Annotated in this window: 19 protein-coding genes; 11 read left to right on the top strand and 8 right to left on the bottom strand. The window is 67.9% G+C overall.

What is annotated here, in order from left to right; translation table 11 throughout:
• The first annotated feature begins 2 nt into the window (after nucleotides 1-2).
• Nucleotides 3-965: a TraB/GumN family protein gene (locus AC5P53_RS06385; RefSeq protein WP_049405938.1), complete on the top strand. Its 963-nt coding sequence runs from the start codon at nucleotides 3-5 to the stop codon at nucleotides 963-965.
• A gap of 74 nt (nucleotides 966-1,039) precedes the next feature.
• Here AC5P53_RS06385 and phaR read toward each other — a convergent pair whose 3' ends face one another.
• The 3 genes from phaR to gluQRS all read right to left on the bottom strand — a co-directional run bounded on the left by phaR (nucleotide 1,040) and on the right by gluQRS (nucleotide 3,435).
• The gene (phaR, locus tag AC5P53_RS06390) at nucleotides 1,040-1,573 is read right to left on the bottom strand and encodes a polyhydroxyalkanoate synthesis repressor PhaR (RefSeq protein ID WP_041864232.1); all 534 of its coding nucleotides are present in this window, start codon (nucleotides 1,571-1,573) and stop codon (nucleotides 1,040-1,042) included.
• Nucleotides 1,574-1,756: 183 nt separating this feature from the next.
• Entirely contained in the window at nucleotides 1,757-2,497 is a 741-nt protein-coding gene (locus AC5P53_RS06395; protein WP_014647808.1) for a beta-ketoacyl-ACP reductase, read from the bottom strand.
• Between the two features lie 17 nt (nucleotides 2,498-2,514).
• Nucleotides 2,515-3,435 carry a tRNA glutamyl-Q(34) synthetase GluQRS gene (gluQRS, locus tag AC5P53_RS06400; protein ID WP_111205989.1) on the bottom strand — a complete coding sequence of 307 codons (921 nt, stop codon included), beginning with the start codon at nucleotides 3,433-3,435 and terminating at the stop codon, nucleotides 2,515-2,517.
• A 93-nt stretch (nucleotides 3,436-3,528) separates the two neighbouring features.
• On the opposite strand from gluQRS, the gene htpX reads away from it, so the two are divergent.
• Nucleotides 3,529-4,395 carry a protease HtpX gene (gene htpX, locus AC5P53_RS06405; RefSeq protein WP_014647806.1) on the top strand — a complete coding sequence of 289 codons (867 nt, stop codon included), beginning with the start codon at nucleotides 3,529-3,531 and terminating at the stop codon, nucleotides 4,393-4,395.
• A gap of 244 nt (nucleotides 4,396-4,639) precedes the next feature.
• Here htpX and AC5P53_RS06410 read toward each other — a convergent pair whose 3' ends face one another.
• A complete protein-coding gene (locus AC5P53_RS06410; protein WP_495227185.1) occupies nucleotides 4,640-5,467 on the bottom strand; it encodes an inositol monophosphatase family protein in 828 nt (275 codons plus the stop codon).
• 120 nt (nucleotides 5,468-5,587) lie between these two features.
• Between AC5P53_RS06410 and AC5P53_RS06415 the strand changes: the two genes are divergently transcribed.
• From AC5P53_RS06415 to AC5P53_RS06425, 3 genes are all read left to right on the top strand, one after another.
• The gene (locus tag AC5P53_RS06415; RefSeq protein ID WP_241887799.1) at nucleotides 5,588-6,358 is read left to right on the top strand and encodes an RNA methyltransferase; all 771 of its coding nucleotides are present in this window, start codon (nucleotides 5,588-5,590) and stop codon (nucleotides 6,356-6,358) included.
• 103 nt (nucleotides 6,359-6,461) lie between these two features.
• Complete coding sequence (locus tag AC5P53_RS06420) at nucleotides 6,462-7,337, top strand: phosphate/phosphite/phosphonate ABC transporter substrate-binding protein (RefSeq protein ID WP_495227187.1); 876 nt, start codon at nucleotides 6,462-6,464, stop codon at nucleotides 7,335-7,337.
• The gene (locus AC5P53_RS06425; RefSeq protein ID WP_014647803.1) at nucleotides 7,334-9,460 is read left to right on the top strand and encodes a putative bifunctional diguanylate cyclase/phosphodiesterase; all 2,127 of its coding nucleotides are present in this window, start codon (nucleotides 7,334-7,336) and stop codon (nucleotides 9,458-9,460) included. Before AC5P53_RS06420 ends, AC5P53_RS06425 begins: the two co-directional genes overlap by 4 nt.
• Before the next feature lie 67 nt (nucleotides 9,461-9,527).
• On the opposite strand, the gene epmB is transcribed toward AC5P53_RS06425, so the two are convergent.
• Entirely contained in the window at nucleotides 9,528-10,568 is a 1,041-nt protein-coding gene (gene epmB, locus AC5P53_RS06430; RefSeq protein ID WP_126411185.1) for an EF-P beta-lysylation protein EpmB, read from the bottom strand.
• Nucleotides 10,569-10,664: 96 nt separating this feature from the next.
• Here epmB and efp point away from each other — a divergent pair, with 96 nt between their 5' ends.
• The 5 genes from efp (at nucleotide 10,665) to AC5P53_RS06455 (ending at nucleotide 14,932) form a co-directional block, all read left to right on the top strand.
• Entirely contained in the window at nucleotides 10,665-11,231 is a 567-nt protein-coding gene (gene efp / locus AC5P53_RS06435) for an elongation factor P (RefSeq protein ID WP_005410381.1), read from the top strand.
• A gap of 206 nt (nucleotides 11,232-11,437) precedes the next feature.
• Nucleotides 11,438-12,781 (top strand): TRZ/ATZ family hydrolase, encoded by a 1,344-nt coding sequence (locus AC5P53_RS06440; RefSeq protein ID WP_014647801.1) that lies wholly within the window; start codon nucleotides 11,438-11,440, stop codon nucleotides 12,779-12,781.
• Between the two features lie 26 nt (nucleotides 12,782-12,807).
• On the top strand, nucleotides 12,808-13,524 hold the full coding sequence (gene ubiG, locus AC5P53_RS06445) for a bifunctional 2-polyprenyl-6-hydroxyphenol methylase/3-demethylubiquinol 3-O-methyltransferase UbiG (RefSeq protein WP_014647800.1): 717 nt from the start codon (nucleotides 12,808-12,810) through the stop codon (nucleotides 13,522-13,524).
• Complete coding sequence (locus tag AC5P53_RS06450) at nucleotides 13,521-14,216, top strand: phosphoglycolate phosphatase (RefSeq protein ID WP_014647799.1); 696 nt, start codon at nucleotides 13,521-13,523, stop codon at nucleotides 14,214-14,216. The genes ubiG and AC5P53_RS06450 overlap by 4 nt, the downstream gene beginning before the upstream one ends.
• A gap of 11 nt (nucleotides 14,217-14,227) precedes the next feature.
• Entirely contained in the window at nucleotides 14,228-14,932 is a 705-nt protein-coding gene (locus AC5P53_RS06455) for a squalene/phytoene synthase family protein (RefSeq protein WP_032956133.1), read from the top strand.
• Nucleotides 14,933-15,021: 89 nt separating this feature from the next.
• Here AC5P53_RS06455 and AC5P53_RS06460 read toward each other — a convergent pair whose 3' ends face one another.
• The 3 genes from AC5P53_RS06460 to yidD are packed head-to-tail and all read right to left on the bottom strand — an operon-like array spanning nucleotide 15,022 to nucleotide 17,469.
• Nucleotides 15,022-15,867, bottom strand: a complete 846-nt coding sequence (locus AC5P53_RS06460; protein WP_495227189.1) for a M23 family metallopeptidase — start codon at nucleotides 15,865-15,867, stop codon at nucleotides 15,022-15,024.
• Nucleotides 15,867-17,213 carry a dihydroorotase gene (locus AC5P53_RS06465; protein WP_014647796.1) on the bottom strand — a complete coding sequence of 449 codons (1,347 nt, stop codon included), beginning with the start codon at nucleotides 17,211-17,213 and terminating at the stop codon, nucleotides 15,867-15,869. Before AC5P53_RS06465 ends, AC5P53_RS06460 begins: the two co-directional genes overlap by 1 nt.
• A 1-nt stretch (nucleotide 17,214) precedes the next feature.
• A complete protein-coding gene (gene yidD / locus AC5P53_RS06470) occupies nucleotides 17,215-17,469 on the bottom strand; it encodes a membrane protein insertion efficiency factor YidD (RefSeq protein WP_014037867.1) in 255 nt (84 codons plus the stop codon).
• A gap of 271 nt (nucleotides 17,470-17,740) precedes the next feature.
• Between yidD and dksA the strand changes: the two genes are divergently transcribed.
• A complete protein-coding gene (gene dksA / locus AC5P53_RS06475) occupies nucleotides 17,741-18,967 on the top strand; it encodes an RNA polymerase-binding protein DksA (protein WP_014647794.1) in 1,227 nt (408 codons plus the stop codon).
• Nucleotides 18,968-19,074: the final 107 nt, after the last annotated feature.

The following is a 19,074-nucleotide window of genomic DNA, read 5'->3' on the forward strand; positions in this document are numbered from 1 at the left end:
CCATGCCGATCAAACACCTGTTCCGTGCCGCGCTGCTGATGGCGGCGTGCGCGATGGCACCCCTGGCCACTGCCCGCGATGCGCCGGGCACCACGGCTGCGGCCGCGACCGCCGCGGCGGCCAAGCCGCCCGTACCGCTGTTGTGGAAAGTCACCGGCCCGGGCGATGCACGCGTCTACCTGCTGGGGTCGTTCCACCTGCTGAAGCCGCAGGACTACCCGCTGTCGCCCGATGTCGAGCAGGCGTTCGAGGCCTCGCAGCGGGTGGTGTTCGAGCTGTCGCCGGAAGACATGCAGTCGCCGCAGCTGGCCAGCCGCATGGTGCAGGCCGCGACCCGCACCGATGGCAGCGAGCTGAAGCGTGATCTGGATGCGCCGACCTGGCAGAAGCTGCAGGCCTTTGCTGCCCAGAACCAGCTGCCGCTGGCGCAGATGCAGGGCATGAAGGCCTGGTTTGTCGGCCTGAGCATTTCGGTCGGGCAGATGCAGAAACTGGGCCTGGACCCGGCGCTAGGCCTGGACCGCCACTTCATGGAGCGTGCGCAGAAGACCGGCCGCAAGACGGCGGGCCTGGAGGACATCGATACCCAGATCGGCATGCTTGACGGGATGACGGTGCAGGAGCAGCGGCAGATGCTGGCCGAAGCGCTGGACCAGGCCGGCAAGGCCGATGAGCAGGCGCGGCTGCTGCATGATGCATGGCGTCGCGGCGACGAGCGCCTGCTGTGGACCAAGATGGCGGCGGAGATGCGCCAGCAGTATCCGCAGCTGTACCAGCGCATCAACACCGGGCGCAACGATGCCTGGGTGCCGAAGCTGCAGCCGTACCTGCAGGCCGGGCAGGGCGGTACGCTGGTGGTGGTCGGCACGCTGCACCTGCTGGGCAGTGATGGCGTGGTCGAGAAGCTGAAGGCCAAGGGCTACAAGGTCGAGCGCGTGTGCACGGGGTGCAAGGCGAAACGCTGACGCATCGTTGGCGCGATGCCAAACAGAACGGCGCGCCAGGGGCGCGCCGTTTTCGTATCAGCCGTAGCTGCCGTTCAGCGGCGGGTCTTGCCGCCGGTGCCGGTGCCCGGTTCGCCGGGCTTGTTGCCGGTGCCGGTTCCCGTTCCGGTACCGCCGGGGCGCGGGCCACCGAAACCGCTGCCCATGCTGCGCTGGAATTCCTGCCACAACTCCAGGTTGCGCTCGGTCAGCTGGTTCATCATCGCCCACGGGGTCTGGCCCAGCAGGTTGCCCATCTGCTGGCGGAACTGTTGCTGCTGGTCGAGGAAGACCTGCATGCTGCGCTCCAGATAGTTGCCCATGAAGCCCTGCAGGGAATCGCCGTAGAAGCGGATCAGCTGGCTCAGCAGCTGGGTGGACAGCATCGGTTCGCCGTCCTGTTCCTGGTCGGCGATGATCTGCAGCAGGACCGATCGAGTGAGGTCGTCGCCGCTCTTGGCGTCGCGGACTTCGAAGTCTTCACCGTCCAGGATCAGCTGGCGCACGTCCTCGATGGTGATGTAGCTGGAGATCTCGGTGTCGTAGAGACGGCGGTTCGGATACTTCTTGATGATGCGGGTCGCAGCCATGAAGCGGTACTCGTCACAGTAGACGCGCAGCATGGCGCAGTGCAGCAGCGGTTGCAACCGCTCCAGCCCCCGCCAGGCTTGGCTTTCAGGGGCGATCATGTTGCGCAACAAGGGTTTGCGTGCTGCGCAGCATGACCATCGGCAGGGGCCGCCGGTGCATGCCGCGGCGCCCCCCTGCGCGGCTCACCAGCCCATGTGGTGGCCGCCGTTGATGTCCAGGTTGCTGCCGGTGATCCACGAGGCTTCCTCGGCCACCAGGAAGGACACGCCATAGGCGATTTCTTCCGGCTTGCCGAGGCGTCCGGTCGGGATGTCGGCGATGATCTTGGCGCGCACGTCCTCCGGAACCGCCATCACCATGTCGGTGGCGACGTAGCCGGGCGAAATGGTGTTGACAGTGATGCCGAAGCCGGCGTTCTCGCGGGCCAGCGAGATGGTGAAGCCGTGCATGCCGGCCTTGGCCGCAGCGTAGTTGGCCTGGCCGTACTGGCCCTTCAGGCCGTTGATCGAGCTGATCTGGATGACCCGGCCCCAGCCGCGGCGGCGCATGCCCTCGATGACCGGCCGGGTGACGTTGAACACCGAGTTGAGATTGGTGTTGATCACATCGTGCCACTGGTCCGCGCGCATGCGGTGGAAGGTGGTGTCACGGGTGATGCCGGCGTTGTTGACCAGGATCTCGACCGGGCCCAGCTCGGCCTCGACGGCGCGCACGAGTGCTTCGGCGCTGTCCGGATCGGAGACATCGCCCGGGAAGATCGCCACGTGGTAGCCGCGCTCGGTCATCGCCTGCTGCCAGGCGCGGGCCTTGGCCTCGTCGCGGTAGTTGGTGGCGACCCGGTGGCCCTGGTCGGCCAGGCGTTGGCAGATGGCGGTACCGATGCCGCCGGTTCCGCCGGTGACCAGTGCGACGCGAGATGTCATGGAGTACTGTCCGGGTATCAGGTGGGGGAAGGGGGATTCTGCAACATCGGCGCGGAAAGTGCGCCGGCCGGCAACAGGATGTCGGTCCGCGGCAGCCGCGCCGGGTCGAACGCCCGTTGCGCAGCCTCCAGCAGCGCATCCCGCTCATCGGCGCCGTCCAGTGCGGCAGGCGCCTGGCCCAGCAGCTGCCAGAGCGCGCGCAATACCGGCACCGGCCGCGTGCTGTCCACCGGCAGCGACGCCAGCGACTTGGACAGTTTGTGCCCCGGTGCATCGAGCAGCAGCGGCAGGTGCCAGTAGCGTGGCACGGCCAGGCCCAGCGCCTGCTGCAGCAGGATCTGCCGCGCGGTGGAATCGAGCAGGTCGGCGCCGCGCACCACTTCGGTCACGCCCTGTTCGGCGTCATCGACCACCACGGCCAACTGGTAGGCCCAGCAGCCATCTGCACGGCGCAGCACGAAGTCGCCAACCTCGGCATGCACGTCCTGGTGCTGCGGCCCGCGCAGGCCATCATTGAAGTGCACGATGCTGCCGCGTGGCACGCGGAAGCGGACGGCAGGGTCCGGTCGTGGCTGTCGCGCAACGCAGCGGTGGTGGATGCCGCCGCTGGCGGCCAGTTCGCTGCGGCTGCAGTGGCAGACAAAGGCCAGATCGCTGGCCAGCAGCACGTCGAGCGCGGCCTGGTAGGCCTCCCCGCGCGCGCTCTGCCACAGGACCGGGCCGTCATGGGTGAGGCCGAAGGCGGCCAGCGCCTGCAGTTGTGCCTCCGCGGCGCCAGGCACCGTGCGCGGCGGATCGACGTCTTCAATGCGCAGCCGCCACAGGCCGCCGTGATGGCGGGCGAGCAGCCAGCTGCCGAAGGCGGCAAGCAGGGATCCGGGGTGGAGCAGGCCGGTCGGCGAGGGCGCGAAGCGGCCGCAGGAAATGGGGGAGGTCATGCTGGCTGAATCGTCGGTCAGGTTGGCGCTTGAATTCAAGCTGACCACACCGCAAATTGACTGGTATCGACCCCTTCCGAGCCGGATTTTCCCATGTTTACCCGCATTGCCCTGTTCCTGGCGACCAACTTCGCGGTCCTGATCCTCGCCAGCATCGTGATGTCGTTGCTGGGGGTCAATCCGAGCCAGATGAGTGGCCTGCTGGTCATGGCCGCGATCTTCGGCTTCGGTGGCTCCTTCATCTCGCTGCTGCTGTCCAAGTGGATGGCCAAGCGCTCCACCGGTGCGGTGGTGATCACCGAGCCGCGCAACCAGACTGAGCGCTGGCTGCTGGCCACCGTCGAGCGGCAGGCCAAGGCGGCCGGCATCGGCATGCCCGAGGTGGCGGTCTATGACGGCCCGGAGATCAATGCCTTCGCCACCGGTGCCAACCGCAACAACGCGCTGGTGGCGGTGTCCACCGGCCTGCTGCACAACATGAGTGAAGACGAGGCCGAAGCGGTGCTGGGCCACGAGATCGCCCACGTCGCCAACGGTGACATGATCACCATGGCACTGCTGCAGGGCGTGTTGAACACCTTCGTGATCGTGCTGGCCCGCGTGGTCGGCGGCATCATCGACAGCGCGCTGTCGGGCAACCGCGAAGGCGGCGGCCGCGGCTTCGCCTACTACATCATCGTGTTCGTGCTGGAGATGGTGTTCGGCCTGTTCGCCACGATGATCTCGATGTGGTTCTCGCGCCACCGCGAGTTCCGTGCCGATGCGGGTGGTGCCTCGCTGGCGGGCCGCCAGAAGATGATCGCCGCGCTGGAGCGCCTGCAGCTCAACCACGGCCAGAGCACGCTGCCGACCCAGATTGCCGCCTTCGGCATTTCCGGTTCGACGGCCAAGAAGCTGTTCATGAGCCACCCGCCGCTGGAAGAGCGCATCGCCGCGCTGCGGGCGTCGACGGCGGCGTAAGCCACCGCTCCACGGTAGTGCAGGAACGCCTGGCTTCGCGCCGGGCGTTTTTGTTTGCGCGATGCATTGCTGATGCCGGATCGTGCCCGGCGGATCGTTTCCGCGCCTGCGGGGAGGTGTCACTTTCTTTGCACGAGCAAAGAAAGTGACACCTCCCCGCGGTCGCGGAAACGACTCTCCGTGCGCACAAACGAAAACGGCACCCTCGCAGGTGCCGTCTCCATGAACCGCATTACGCGAAACCTCAGAACTTCGCGTCGAACTCCGCCGCATAACCGGTGTTGACCAGCACCTTCTGCAGCGACTCGGCCACCTTCAGGTTGCCGGCCACGATCTGGTGGGTCTCCGGGCCACGGTTGTCCATGCGGCCCAGGGTCGCGCCCTTGAAGTCGCAGACCTTGCCACCCGCCTCGCGGACCAGCAGCAGGCCGGCGGCGATGTCCCACGCCTTCACGCCGGCTTCGAAGTAGGCGTCGGCGCGGCCGCAGGCCACGTAGGCCAGGTCCAGTGCGGCCGAGCCGGTGCGGCGGATGTCCTCGCCGTGCACCAGCAGGGCGTCAACCGCCTTCAGCTGGGCGCTGGCACGGCTGCGCTCGCGCGGCGCGAAGCCGGTGTGGATCATCGTGCCTTCCAGGTCCTTGCGATCGGCCACGCGGATGCGGCGGTCGTTCAGCACGGCGCCAGCGCCACGGCTTGCGGTGAACAGTTCATTGCGCAGCGGGTCGAAGATGACCGCATCGGTCGGTTCGCCATTCTCGACCAGAGCGATCGACACGCAGTAGTGCGGCACGCCGCGCAGGTAATTGCTGGTGCCGTCCAGCGGGTCGATGACCCACATCTGGCGGCGCTCGCCCTGCACGCCACCTTCTTCGCCGAAGATGCCGTAGTCCGGGTAAGCGCGCTTGAGTTCCTTGACGATGACCTTTTCCGCGTCCGCATCCACTTCGCTGGCGTAGTCCATCCGGCCCTTCTGCACCACGTTCAGTGCCTCGAACTTGTTGATGTTGCGCAACAGGACGTTGCCGGCGAGGCGGGCGGCCTTGACCATGACGGTGACGGCGGGTTTCTGCATGGCGTGGGCTCCCGGAAAGGCAGAAGAGATGGACTGGCGGGGGAAAAGAGCGGGTCCGGCGCAGTGGCCGGCCGCACAGTTTACCATTGGTCATCGTCCAGCTCGACCTTTTCCCTGTTCATGTCCCAGTTTCCCGCCGCCACCCGCCTCCGATTCGTCCTGGTCGGTACCCAGCACCCCGGCAACATGGGCGCTGCCGCCCGTGCCCTGAAGACCATGGGCCTAGCCCGCCTAGTGCTGGTCGCCCCCGAAAAACCGCTGGACGAGGAGGCTTTCCGCCGCTCGGCCGGTGCCGAAGACGTGCTGGGGGACGCCCCGGTGGTGGCCACCCTGGCCGAGGCCGTGGCCGATTGCCGACTGGTGCTGGGCTGCACCGCCCGTGCCCGCCGCGTCCAGCTGGAGGAGTACCTGCCGGCCGATGCCGCCGCCCGTGCGGTGGCCAAGGCGGGCGAGGGCGCCGAGGTGGCGCTGGTGTTCGGTCGCGAGCGCACCGGGCTGACCAACGAGGAACTGCAGCTCTGCCATGCGGCGGTGCATATTCCATCCGACCCGGCGTTCAGCTCGCTCAACCTAGCAGCCGCGGTGCAGGTGCTGGCCTATGAAACGCGCATGCAGCTGCTGGGCGCGCAGCCGGCCGCCGACGCCGAGACGGGTTTCCGCGAACAGGCCGCCAGCCATGAGCAGATGGAGAGCTTCTTCGCCCAGCTCGGCGACACCTTGGACGAGATCGATTTCCACAAGGGCCGCGCACCGGAATCAGCGATGCGCAAGCTGCGCCGCCTGTTCCTGCGCAGCGAGCCGAGCGAGCAGGAAGTGCGCCTGTTGCGCGGCATCCTGGCCGACACCCAGCGCATGGCGCGACTGGCACAAGCGGGCAACAAGGACAGCTGACGACGTTCTCATTTTTTCGGGTAGTCTGTCCGGATACCCAGGGGGGATGAAGCCTGTGTCGGGTCTGCGAAGGGCAGTGCAGAGGGGACTGCTGAGCCTGGTCATGATCCTGCTGGCCGGGACGGTGCATGCAGCACCGGACCCGGTGCTGGTGCTGGGCCGGATCAGCGATGATCCCAAGGCCCATTACGAGCAGCTGCAGCCGTTGCTGGACTATGTGGTGGCACGCATGCATGACGTCGGCATCAAGGAGGGGCGGATCCTGATGGCGCGCGACCCGCAGCAGATGGCCAGCTATCTGCGGCGGGGGCGGGTCGACTGGGTCACGGAAACGTCGGGTACGGCGGTGGCACTCGGCCAGCGCAGTGGCGCGCTGCCGTTGTTGCTGACCGAGCGCAATGGCGTGCGTGAGTACCAGACCGTGTTCTTCGTGCGCCGCGACAGTCCGGTCCAGCGCATCCAGGATATGCGTGGGCATCGCCTGGCGTTGCAGAACACGGCGTCCACCAGTGCCTACCTGGTGCCGGTGATGACGCTGCTGCAGGAGGGGCTGGCGCCGCAGATCCTGGCCGGCGTGTGGGACATGCCGGGCCGGGACAGTGTGGGGTATGTGTTCGCGCGCAGCGAGTTGAACATCGCTACGTTCGTGCACAAGGGCGTGGTTGACGTGGGGGCGGTGAGCAGCGTGGACTGGAACGACGAGCGACGGATGCCGGCGGCATTCCGGCGCGACTTCCGCGAGCTGCTGCGCACCAGGCCCTACCCGCGGGCGGTGGAGATGGTGCGCGCCGACCTCGACCCGCGGGTGCGTGACCGGCTGCAGGACGTCCTGCTGCAGGCGGCCAGTGACCCGCAGGCGCAGGGGGCGTTGCATCGGTTTTTCGGTACTTCCGGTTTCCACCGCGTCGATGCGCATGCGCAGCAGCGGCTGGATGAATTGAAACAAGGATTGACGCGCGTGCGGATGGAAGTGGAATGAAGTGGCTCGGCTCGGGAATGCAGGCCCGGTTCCTGCTCGCGATGGGCGGGGCGATGGTCGTGGTGGTGGCGATCCTGGCAGTGTTGCTGGGGCGGCAGGCGGCGATGCAGGGCGAGGTGCGCAACCTCAGTGGTGGCGTCATCCATGAACTGTTCGACCGCAGCGTGCGCAGCCGCGGCGAAGCGATGGCGCGCGAGCTGTCCGACGCGCTGGCCAACCCGTTGTACTACCGCGACCTGGACCAGGTCGGTGCGCTGGTGCGCAGCACCGCACGGCAGCCGGTCGTGCGCTATGTGCTGGTGTTCGACGACCGTGGCCGGCTGGTGCATGACGGCTCGATCGAGGTGTCCGGCTTCGGCCAGCCGATGGCCGACCCGCTCGCTCCCAAGGCCGCGGTGGCGCAGGCGCTGGTGGTGCAGGAATCGCCCAAGGTGCTCGACAACACCATGCCGATCATGGTCGGCAACCAGCGCATCGGCGGCGTCCGCGTCGGCATGGCGCTGGACGAGGTGCAGCAGCGCGAACAGGCAGCCAATGCCACGCTCGGCGAGCGCCTGCAGCAGGTCGGCAGCCGCCACCTGGGCTGGCTGCTGCTGATGCTGGGCCTGCTGGTGGTGATCGGCGTGGCGGTGATCCTTTACGTGCAGCGCACCCTGGTGGCGCCGATCCGGGACCTGGCCGCTGCGGCACGCCGCATCGAGGCTGGCGACTATCAGGCGCCGCTGGCCGAGAACACCCGCAATGACGAGGTCGGCGAGCTGGTGCGCGGCTTTGCCCGGATGCGCGATTCCATCGCCCGCCATGACCGCGAGGTGCGGCGCATGGCCTATACCGATGCGCTGACCGGGTTGACCAACCGGCTGGCGTTCCGGGAAGCACTGGACCATCGCCTGATGGCGGCGCGCGCATCCAATCATCGGCTGGGCCTGCTGTTCGCCGATATCGACGACTTCAAGCGCGTCAACGATACCCTCGGCCACGAGGCCGGTGACGAAGCGCTGTTGCAGTTCGCACAGCGCATCGGGCGCGCGGTCGCCGAAGCGGGAGGCGATGAGGCGCTGCTGGCCCGCTTCGGCGGCGACGAGTTCGTGATCCTGGTCGGCGATGGCGACGTGGCCGCGAACGCCCGGCTGCTGGCCGAGGTGCTGGTGCGCGAACTGGGCAAGCCGCTGGTGGTACAGGGCAGGGAGCTGTTCCTGGGGACCTCGATCGGCGTGACCCTGTTCCCGGACGATGCCGCCGATGCGACGACGCTGCTGAAGAACGGCGACATCGCCATGTACCAGGCGAAGATGGCCGGCAAGAACTGCTACCGCCATTACAGCCGGGCGATGGACCATGCGGTCGAGCGCCGCGTGCACATGGAGCAGGAACTGCGCGGGGCCTGGGAGCGCGGCGAGCTGCGCCTGGCCTACCAGCCGATCTTCCGCATGCGCGACCGCCGCATGGTCGGCGTCGAAGTGCTGCTGCGCTGGCAGCATCCGACCCTGGGTACGATTCCGCCGTCGGTGTTCATCGAAGTGGCCGAGCAGAGCGGGCTGATCGAGATCATCGGCCCGAAGGTGCTGCGTGCGGCCTGCATGGAAGCCTCGCAGTGGCCACGGGGTGCGGGCGGCGACGATCTGTTCGTGTCGGTGAACGTATCACCGCGGCAGCTGCGCGGCGGCGAGCTGCCGGCGCTGGTTGCACAGTGCCTGCATGAGTCCGGGCTACCGGCCTCGCGCCTGCACCTGGAGCTGACCGAAACCGCAGTGATCGGCGACGAGATGGTTGCCGCGCAGCTGCTGGACAAGCTGCACCGCACTGGCGTGAAGGTCTGGCTGGATGATTTCGGAACGGGCTTCTCCGGTCTCAGCCACCTGCGCCAGGTGCCGGTGGACGGCGTGAAGATCGACAAGAGTTTCGTGGCCGACATGCAGCGCGATCCCGACGATCTGGCACTGACCACGGCCATCATCGCCATGGCCCACGCGCTGGGCATCACGGTGGTGGCCGAAGGCATCGAGCAGCAGGCGCAGTTCGAACTGCTGGTGCAACGCGGCTGCGATCTTGGCCAGGGCTACTGGCTGAGCCACCCGGTGACCGCCACCGAAGTGGTGCGGATGATCGAATCGGGTCTCTGACCGACGGTTGTTGTGTCGGGGTCAGATCCCTTTTCCGCAGGAAAAAGGGATCTGACCCCCTGCGGAATTACAGCGGGCGCTTGCTCGGGTCGCCGGGCAGTTCGCGCACCAGCTTGGGGATCAGGTAGCCGGACAGGCGTGCGGTCAGGCCGGCAATCAGCGCCTTGGCCTGGCTGTCGTCCACTTCGAAGTGGGCCACGCCCTCGACCCGGTCCAGCTGGTGCAGGTAATAGGGCAGCACGCCGGCGGCGAAGCTGCGCTCGCTCAGGTCCTGCAGGGCCCGCACGCTGTCGTTGACCCCGCGCAGCAGGACGGCCTGGTTCAGCAGCTGGGCGCCGACGCCGCGCAGGCGGCTCATCGCAGCGTCCACGCTGGCGTCGAACTCATTGGCATGGTTGGCGTGGACCACGATCGCCAGCGGCCACGGCAGGCTGCCCAGCCAGGCCAGCAGCTCCTCGTCCACGCGCTCCGGCAGCACGATCGGCAGCCGGGTGTGGATGCGCAGGCGGCGGATGTGCGGGATCGCGCGCAGCGCATCGGTCAGCTCGGCCAGCTTGTGCGTGGCCAGTGACAGCGGGTCGCCGCCGGACAGGATGACCTCGTCGATGTCCGGGTCGGCCGCGATGGCCGCTACGGCCTCCTGCCAGCCGCCCTTGGCGGCGTTTTCCGCGGCATAGTCGAAGTGGCGGCGGAAGCAGTAGCGGCAGTTGATCGCGCAACTGCCGGTGGCGACCAGCAGGGCGCGTCCACGGTACTTCTGGATGACGCCGGTGGCCTTCCTGGCGGCACCATCACCCACCGCATCGAAACTGAACCCGGGTGCCGGGCGCATTTCCTCGTCGACGGGCAGCACCTGGCGCAGCAGCGGGTCGGCCGCGTCGCCCACGCGCATGCGCGCCACGAAGCCCTCCGGCACGCGCAGCGCGAACTGGGCAATGGCCGCCTCCGAGACACCCAGCGCGGCCGGGTCCAGCTGCAGCCGGGCCAGCAGGGCGTGCGGGTCGCGCAGCGCCTGGCGCCAGAGCTGCTGCCAGCGCGCGGGCGCGCCTGGCGACTGGGGCCGGGGGAAGGCGGAAAGCTGCATGGAGAGGGGGCCTGCGGTTATCATGGGGGCAGAAAAACAGTCGCCCACCGGCACCCGGTGGGCTTTCCATTCTAACGGCTCGCCGCACCCGCGGCGTTTTTGCCACTCAGGAGTTTACGCATGGCCAGCTACGGCATGAACGACGTCAAGAACGGGATGAAGATCCTGGTCAACAACCAACCGGCCGTCATCATCGACACCGAATACGTCAAGCCGGGCAAGGGCCAGGCCTTCACCCGCGTGAAGTACCGCCTGATCAAGGACGGCCGTACCCAGGAAGTGACCATGAAGTCGACCGACTCGCTGGATGCAGCCGACGTCGTCGATACCGACATGAACTTCATGTACAGCGACGGTGAGTACTGGCACTTCATGGACCCGGAATCCTTCGAGCAGGTCCAGGCCACCAAGGCCGGCATGGGCGGCGCCGAAAAGTGGCTGAAGGGCGAAGAGTCCTGCGTGGTCACCCTGTGGAACGGTGAGCCGATCTTCGTGCAGCCGCCGAACTTCGTCGAACTGAAGATCACCGAAACCGATCCGGGCGTCCGTGGCGACACCTCGGGCGGCGGCGGCAAGCCGGCCACCCTGGAAACCGGCGCCGTGGTCCGCGTGCCGCTGTTCGTCAACCAGGACGAAGTGATCCGCGTCGACACCCGTTCGGGCGAATACTCCGCACGCGTCAAGTAAGGTTCCGGCCATAGGCCGACCTTGCGGTAGTGCCGGCCGCTGGCCGGGTACGCGCCAGCACATTCGCGCTGGCGCTCCCATGATCTGCTTCGGCAGATCATGGGCCCCGCTTCACGGGTCTCCAGACCCCGCCGCTTCGCGGCAGCCCCTGACTCAGGGGCGTGTCCCCAGAAGTATCTCGCCGCCCCCACAGCCAGTGAGCCCGCATGAGCGATAGCCCGCACCTCCCCGAAGCCTGCGACCTGCTCATCGAAGCCGGTTACGTCGTTCCGATCGAGCCGCATGCGGTGGTGCTGGAAGACCATGCCGTTGCCGTGCGTGGCAGCGAGATCGTGGCCATCCTGCCGCGTGCCGAGGCGCGCGCACGCTTCCGCGCCACCCAGGTGGTGAGCCGACCCGAGGCTGCGCTGATGCCGGGCCTGGTCAACGCGCACACGCACAACCCGATGACCCTGCTGCGCGGCGTTGCCGACGACCTGCCGCTGATGACCTGGCTGCAGCAGCACATCTGGCCGGTGGAAGCGGCGGTGATCGGCCCCGAATTCGTTGCCGACGGTACCACCCTGGCCATCGCCGAGATGCTGCGCGGCGGCACCACCTGCGCCAACGAGAACTACTTCTTCGGCGACGTGCAGGCCGCGGTCTACAAGAAACACGGTTTCCGCGCGCTGGTGGGCGCGGTCATCATCGATTTCCCCACCGCCTGGGCCAAGACCGACGACGAGTACTTCGCCAAGGCCGGCGAACTGCACGACCAGTGGCGCACCGATCCGCTGATCGGCACCGCGTTCGCGCCGCATGCGCCTTACACGGTCAATGATGCCAACTTCGAGCGGGTACGGATGCTGTCCGACCAGCTCGACATGCAGGTGCACCTGCACACCCACGAGACCGCGCAGGAAATCAACGATTCGATCAGGCTGCACGGCCAGCGCCCGCTGGCGCGGCTGGATCGGCTCGGCCTGGTCAACGACCGCCTGATCGCGGTGCACATGACCCAGCTGACCGATGCGGAAATCCACCTGTGCGCCGAACGTGGCGTCAGCGTGGTGCATTGCCCGGAATCCAACCTGAAGCTGGCCTCCGGTTTCTGCCCGGCCTGCGCCCTGCAGCGCGCAGGCGTGAACCTGGCGATCGGTACCGATGGCTGCGCCAGCAACAACGACCTGGACATGTTCAGCGAGAACCGCACCGCGGCGATCCTGGCCAAGGCCGTGGCCGACGACGCCACTGCACTGGACGCGGCAACCACGCTGCGCGCGTCCACGCTGGGTGGCGCACGCGCGCTGGGCTTCGGCGACCGCATCGGCTCGATCGAAGTCGGCAAGCAGGCCGACCTGGTCTGCGTTGATCTGTCCGCGCTGGAAACACAGCCGCTGCACAACGTGCTGTCGCAGCTGGTGTACGCCACCGGCCGCCAGCAGGTCAGCGATGTCTGGATCGCCGGCAAGCCGAAGCTGGTGCAGCGCGAGCTGGTCGGCATGGACCTGCCGGGCATCATCGCCAACGCGCGCCAGTGGCGCGAGCGCATCCGCCATATCCGCGCCTGAACCCTGGCGCCGCAAGGACATCCCCCATGACTGCCCCCCACGCTTCCTCAAATTTCGATCAGGCCGAGCTGGACAAGTTCGCTGCGCTGGCCAACCGCTGGTGGGACGCTGACGGCCCGCAGAAGCCGCTGCATGCGCTGAATCCGGTGCGCCTGCAGTACGTGGCTGACCGCGTGCCGCTGCGCGGCGCCCGCGTGCTCGACATCGGCTGCGGTGGCGGCCTGTTGAGCGAAGCGCTGGCCCAGGCCGGTGCTGACGTCACCGCCATCGACCTGGCCCCGGAGCTGGTCAAGGTCGCGCGCCTGCATGCGCTGGAAAGCGGCGCCCAGGTCGATTACCGGGTGCAGGCGGCCGAGGATCTGGCCGCCGAGCAGCCGGGCAGCTTCGACGTGGTCACCTGCATGGAAATGCTGGAGCACGTGCCGGACCCGGGCGCGATCATCGAGGCCTGCAAGCGCCTGCTGAAGCCGGGCGGCCACCTGTTCCTGTCGACCATCAACCGCACCGCCGCCGCGTTCGCGGTGGCGATCGTCGGCGCCGAGTACGTGGCGCGCCTGCTGCCCAAGGGCACGCACCACTACCAGGAATTCATCAAGCCGGCCGAGCTGGCGCGCTGGCTGCGCGAGGCCGACCTGCAGCTGGTGGATGTCAGCGGCATGGCCTACGAGCCGTGGCGCAACCATGCCCGCCTGAGCAGCCGCACCGACATCAACTACCTGGCCTACGCGGTCAAGCCGGCATGACCGCCGCCCGCTTCCCGCGTGCGGTGCTGTTCGACCTGGACGGCACCCTGCTGGACAGCGCGCCGGACTTCGTCGCCACCTGCAACGCGATGCTGGCCGAGCGTGGTCGTGCGCCCATCGATCCGGCGGTGCTGCGCCCGGTGGTCTCCAAGGGCTCGCGCGCGATGGTCGGGGCCGCTTTCCCGGACCTGGATGCCGCTGCGCGAGATGCACTGATTCCGGAATTCCTGCAGCGCTACGAAGCGCTGATCGGCCAGCACGCGGTGCTGTTCGATGGCGTGGCCGGCATGCTTGCCGCGCTGGATGACGCCGGCACCGTGTGGGGCATCGTCACCAACAAGCCCGAGTACCTGGCGCGGCTGATCCTGCCGCAGCACGGCTGGCAGCAGCGCTGCGCAGTGCTGGTCGGCGGTGACAGCCTGGCCGAGCGCAAACCTCACCCGCTGCCGCTGCTGCACGCTGCGCAGGCCATTGGCGTTGCCGCCGAAGACTGTGTGTACGTGGGTGACGACGAGCGCGACATCATCGCCGCGCGGGCCGCGGCCATGCCGTCGGTGGCAGCCCTGTGGGGCTACCGCCTGCACAGCGACGATCCGCTGGCCTGGCAGGCCGACGTGCTGGTCGAGAACGCTGAACTTCTGCAACTGGCCAGTCTCTGGCCGACCCGGCCGGCAGCCCCGGCCCAGCCGTAAGGAATGGTGTAGTGAGCAGTACCGCGCTGGACAGTTTCCTCGACAAGTGGCGCAGCCGTTGGCCGGAATGGTCGGTGGCCGCCCCGTTCGTGGCCGAATCGCAACGCGAGCTTGCAGTGGCGTGGTTCGCGCTGCTGCAGGAGTTCGACGACATGCTCAACACCAGCGGCGATCCGCTGCCGGCCGACGCCAAGCTGGCGTGGTGGGGCGAGGAGCTGCGCAGCTGGGCGGGACATCGCTCGCGCCATCCGCTGGGCAGGCTGCTGGAGCCGGTGCGTGCACCGTGGGCCCAGTTGGCCGAAGCACTTCCGGATCTGGTTGAAGCGCGCACGGTCGCGCTGGATGCGGCCGGCGCCGAGCGCGCGCTGGCGAACTACGCCGAGGCCGTAGCCGCGGTGGAGGCGGCCTTGTTCGCTGACAAGCCGCGCACCGGCGCCGGTCGTGCGGTGCAGCTGCAGACCCTGGCGCAGCGCCTGCAGGACGCTGGCGTGGCCGGTGTGCCGCGCAGCCTGCTGGACGAGGACGCCAGCAATGCCGCACAGCGCTGGGCGCAGCATCTGTTGAAGGGGTGGGGCACCCGCGTGCCCGGCCCGCGCCCGCGCCGTGTGTGGTCCAGCCTGGCGCGTGCGCGGGTGGCGGCACAGGCCGCAGGCAAGCCGATCGAGGCCACCCCGGTGCGCACCCTGCTGCGCGTGTGGTGGGCCGCGCGCGGTTGATCCAACGTACCTGGTAGTGCCGGCCGCTGGCCGGCATCCAGCAGGGCGCGGAAGAGGATGAGGTTGCCGGCCAGCGGCCGGCACTACCGTTACTTGCGCTCCAGCACCAGCAGCGGGTCGATACGGGTCTCGAACCAGTTCATGCCCCAGTGCAGGTGCGGGCCGGTGGCACGGCCGGTGGCGCCGACCGCAGCGATCACCTGGCCCTGTTCAACCCGGTCGCCGACCTTTACGTCGATGCGCGAGAGGTGCAGGAAGTTGGAGCTGACCCCGAAGCCGTGGTCGAGCAGCAACGTGCCGCCGGTCAGGTACAGGTCCGGGCCGGCGAAGGTGACGATGCCGGCGGCCGGTGCTTTCACCGGCGTGCCGGTCGGCACCGCGATGTCCATGCCGGAATGACCGGCACCGGGCTGGCCGTTGTACACGCGGGCATTGCCGAAGCGGCCGCTGATGCGGCCCTGCACCGGCCAGATGAAGGTCTGGGTGAAGTCGGTGCGGTCGTCATCGCGGGCGCGTGCGGCGGTCACCTGCGCCTGTTCGCGCTTGATCCGCTCGGCAATCGCCGGCGGCGGGTTGACCGTCTTCGGCGGCACGCCATTGACCCGCTCTGTGGGCCAGTCGCGCGGCGTCACCGCAATGGTCGCGGTCTCGCTGCCACCATCGGGGCGCTGCACCTGCACGCGCAGCGGGCCCTTCTCGTCACGGCCGATGCCGAACACCACGCTGCCGTAGCCGCTCACCCGCAGCTGGCGACCGGCGTACTGCACGCGGCTGCCGGCGGAAACCTTGCCGATCACCAGTGCGCCCTGCGACGCACTGGCCGGGAACACCACGCGGCTGTCGATCAGGCTGCCAATGCCATCCTGCGCCTGCGCCGCGGGTGCGGAAAACAGGGGCGCGGCCAGCAGCGACCCGATCAGAAGTGCCGAGCGCATCAGCGGTCGTAGGTCATGCGCTGGCCGGCGGGTTCGCCCACCAGGTTGCTGCCGTCCCACACCAGCTGGCCGTTGACCCAGGTGGAGGCGACGCGCGAACGGAAGGTGGTGCCCTCAAACGGCGACCAGCCGCACTTGGACAGCACGTCCTCGCGCTTGACCGTGAACGGCACGTCTTCAACCAGGACCAGATCGGCGAAGTAGCCTTCGCGCAGGAAACCACGTTCTTCCACGTCGAACAGCTGCGCCGGGGCGTGGGCGAACTTCTGCACCACCTGCTCGCGGGTCAGCTTGCCTTCGTGCACGCGCTCCAGCGCGGCCACCAGCGCGTACTGCACCAGTGGCAGGCCGGAGGGGGCCTGCGCGTAGGGCTTCTGCTTCTCTTCCCAGGTGTGCGGCGCGTGGTCGGTAGCCAGCACGTCCAGCACGTCGTCGGCCAGCGCAGCGGTGATCGCCTCGCGGTCGGACACTTCCTTGATGGCCGGGTTGCACTTGATCAGGTTGCCCTTGGTCGCATAGTCCGGGCGCGCGAAGTGCAGGAAGTGCACGCAGGTTTCAGCGGTGATCTGCTTGCGGCTGCCATCGGCGCGGATCAGCGGGCCCTTCTCGAACAGCGCCAGTTCATCGGCGGTGGAGATGTGCAGCACGTGCAGGCGGGTGCCGTGTTTGCGCGCCAGCGACATCGCCAGGCGGGTCGACTTGATGCAGGCTTCGCGCGAGCGGATGTCCGGGTGCATGTCCGGGGTCAGCGCATCGCCGTACTTTTCCTGGAAGGCCTTCAGGTTGGCATCGATCATCGGCGTGTCTTCGCAGTGCGTGATGATCGGGGTCGGGCATTCGCGGAAGATCGCGTCCAGCGTTTCGGGGTTGTCGACCAGCATGTTGCCGGTCGAAGCACCCATGAACACCTTCACGCCCGGCGCCTTCTTCGGGTCCAGCGCACGGATGGCGTCCAGGTTGTCATTGCTGGCGCCGTGGTAGAAGCCGTAGTTGGCCCAGGCGCGGCCGCGCGCGAGCTCGTACTTGGCTTCCAGGATGGTCGAATCCAGCGTCGGCGGGTTGGTGTTGGGCATGTCCATGAAGCTGGTCAGGCCACCGGCCACGGCCGCCGCCGATTCGCTGGCGATGTCGCCCTTGTGGGTCAGGCCCGGTTCGCGGAAGTGCACCTGGTCATCGATCATGCCCGGGAGCAGCCAGCGCCCGGCCGCGTCCACCACCTGCTCGCCGTCGCGCGGCGCCAGCCCGTTGCCGATCTGCGCGATGCGGCCGTTCTCGATGCGCAGGTCGCCGTCGAAGGTGCGGCCTTCGTTGACCATGCGGGCATTGGTGATGAGGGTGGAGGACATGTCAATGTTTTCCTGTGCAACGGCAAGAGGGGGCGTTGGGGGACTCGGGCACGGGGTCGAAACCGCCGGGATGGAACGGGTGGCAGCGGCCCAGCCTGCGCGCAGCCAGCCAGCTGCCGCGCAGCGGGCCGTGCCGCGAGATCGCGTCCATCGCGTATTCAGAACAGCTCGGCACGAAACGGCAGCGGGGCCCCAGCAAGGGGCTGATGAAGCGCTTGTAGAAGCGCAGCAGGGCGATGAGCAGGCGCGAGATCACCCAGTCATCTTATGCCAGTTGGCATGAAGGCCGCATTTGTGCAGGATGGGCCGTTGGTCGCATGTCGCCGATGGCCTGCGACCGGTACCAGCACCGTCGGGTGCTGGCCAGGTTCCGTACCGCGCAAGGCGGTCCGTGTTCGTCGGACTGCCCATTGGGCGCCTTGGCTCCAGGACTGAATGGAGCAGGGTGCCGAGGTTGCTGCTGCGGGTCGGGTAGGCTATAAAGGCCCGCTTTCCCGGGCCCCGGGGAATCCAAGGAAGAGCGTTTCGTGGCTGCTAAAAAAACTGCAAAGAAGGCCGCAACGGCCGCCAAGAAAACCGCCAAGCCTGTTGTGAAGAAGTTGGCGGCAAAGCCCGTTGCCAAGAAGCCGGCGAGCAAGCCGGCGACCAAGGCAGCGTCCTCGCAACCGGCGGCCAGGAAGGCCACCGCAAAGAAAACGCCGGTCAAGGCAACCAAGCCGGTGGCGAAGAAGGCCGCTGCGCCCGCCAAGGCCAAGCCAGCCGCTGCCAGCAAGAAGGCGCCGGTGAAAAAGGCCGTCAGCAAGGCTGCGCCGGTGAAGAAGACCGTCGCCAAGCCGGTGGTCAAGAAGGCAGCAGCCAAGCCGGCGCCGAAGGCGGTGGTGAAGAAGGCTGCAGCCAAGCCGGTCGCCAAGCCGGCGGCAAAGAAGGTCGCTGCGGCCAAGCCGGTCGCCACGCCTGCCGCTGCAAAGAAGGTTGCCAAGAATGTTGCCGCACCGGCCGTAAAGCCGGCCCCGGCCCCAGTAGTGAAGTCCGCACCGAAGCCTGCTGCCAAGCCGGCTCCGGCCAAGCCTGTCCCGGCCAAGACCGTGGCAGTGGCAGCAGCCCAACCGGCCCCCAAGCCGGCCCCGGCCGCCGCTCCTGCCGCTTCGAAGGCCCCGCAATCCAAGAATCCCGTGCCCGTTTCGAAATCGCCTGCCAAAACCGCCGTGAAATCCGATTCCGCCCCGAAGACCGTGTCGCGCCCTGTCGGCAAGGTTGCCGTGGCCGTCGCCGCCCGCTCGGCAGCACCGGCCCCGCGCAGCAAGTACAAGGTGGTCGAATACAAGACCGACGAGGCCACCGGCCGCCCGATCCTGCCGGCTGGCTACAAGCCGTCCTCGGAAGAGGAATACATGAGCCCGCTGCAGCAGGAGTATTTCCGCCAGCGCCTGCAGAACTGGCGCGCGGACCTGGTGGAAGAGTCCAAGCAGACCATCGAGAACCTGCGCGAGGAAGTGCGTGACATCGGCGACGAAGCCGAGCGCGCGACCCGCGAAACCGAGAACTCGCTGGAACTGCGTACCCGCGACCGCTACCGCAAGCTGATCGGCAAGATCGACAGCACCCTGAAGCGCCTGGAAGCGGGCGACTACGGTTACTGCGTCGACACCGGCGAAGAAATCGGCCTGGAGCGCCTGGAGGCGCGCCTGACCGCCGAGCGCACCATCGATGCCCAGGAGCGTTGGGAGCATCTGCAGAAGCAGCAGGGCGACTGATTCCTGATCGTTGTCTGGTCATGCAGAAAACCCGGCTTCGGCCGGGTTTTTTGTTGGGTTCGAGTTGGCTGTGTAGAGCGCCTTCCGGGTATCGGGTGGAGCCTGCG

It is taken from the genome of Stenotrophomonas sp. YJH_SMC_82 (assembly GCF_059368875.1).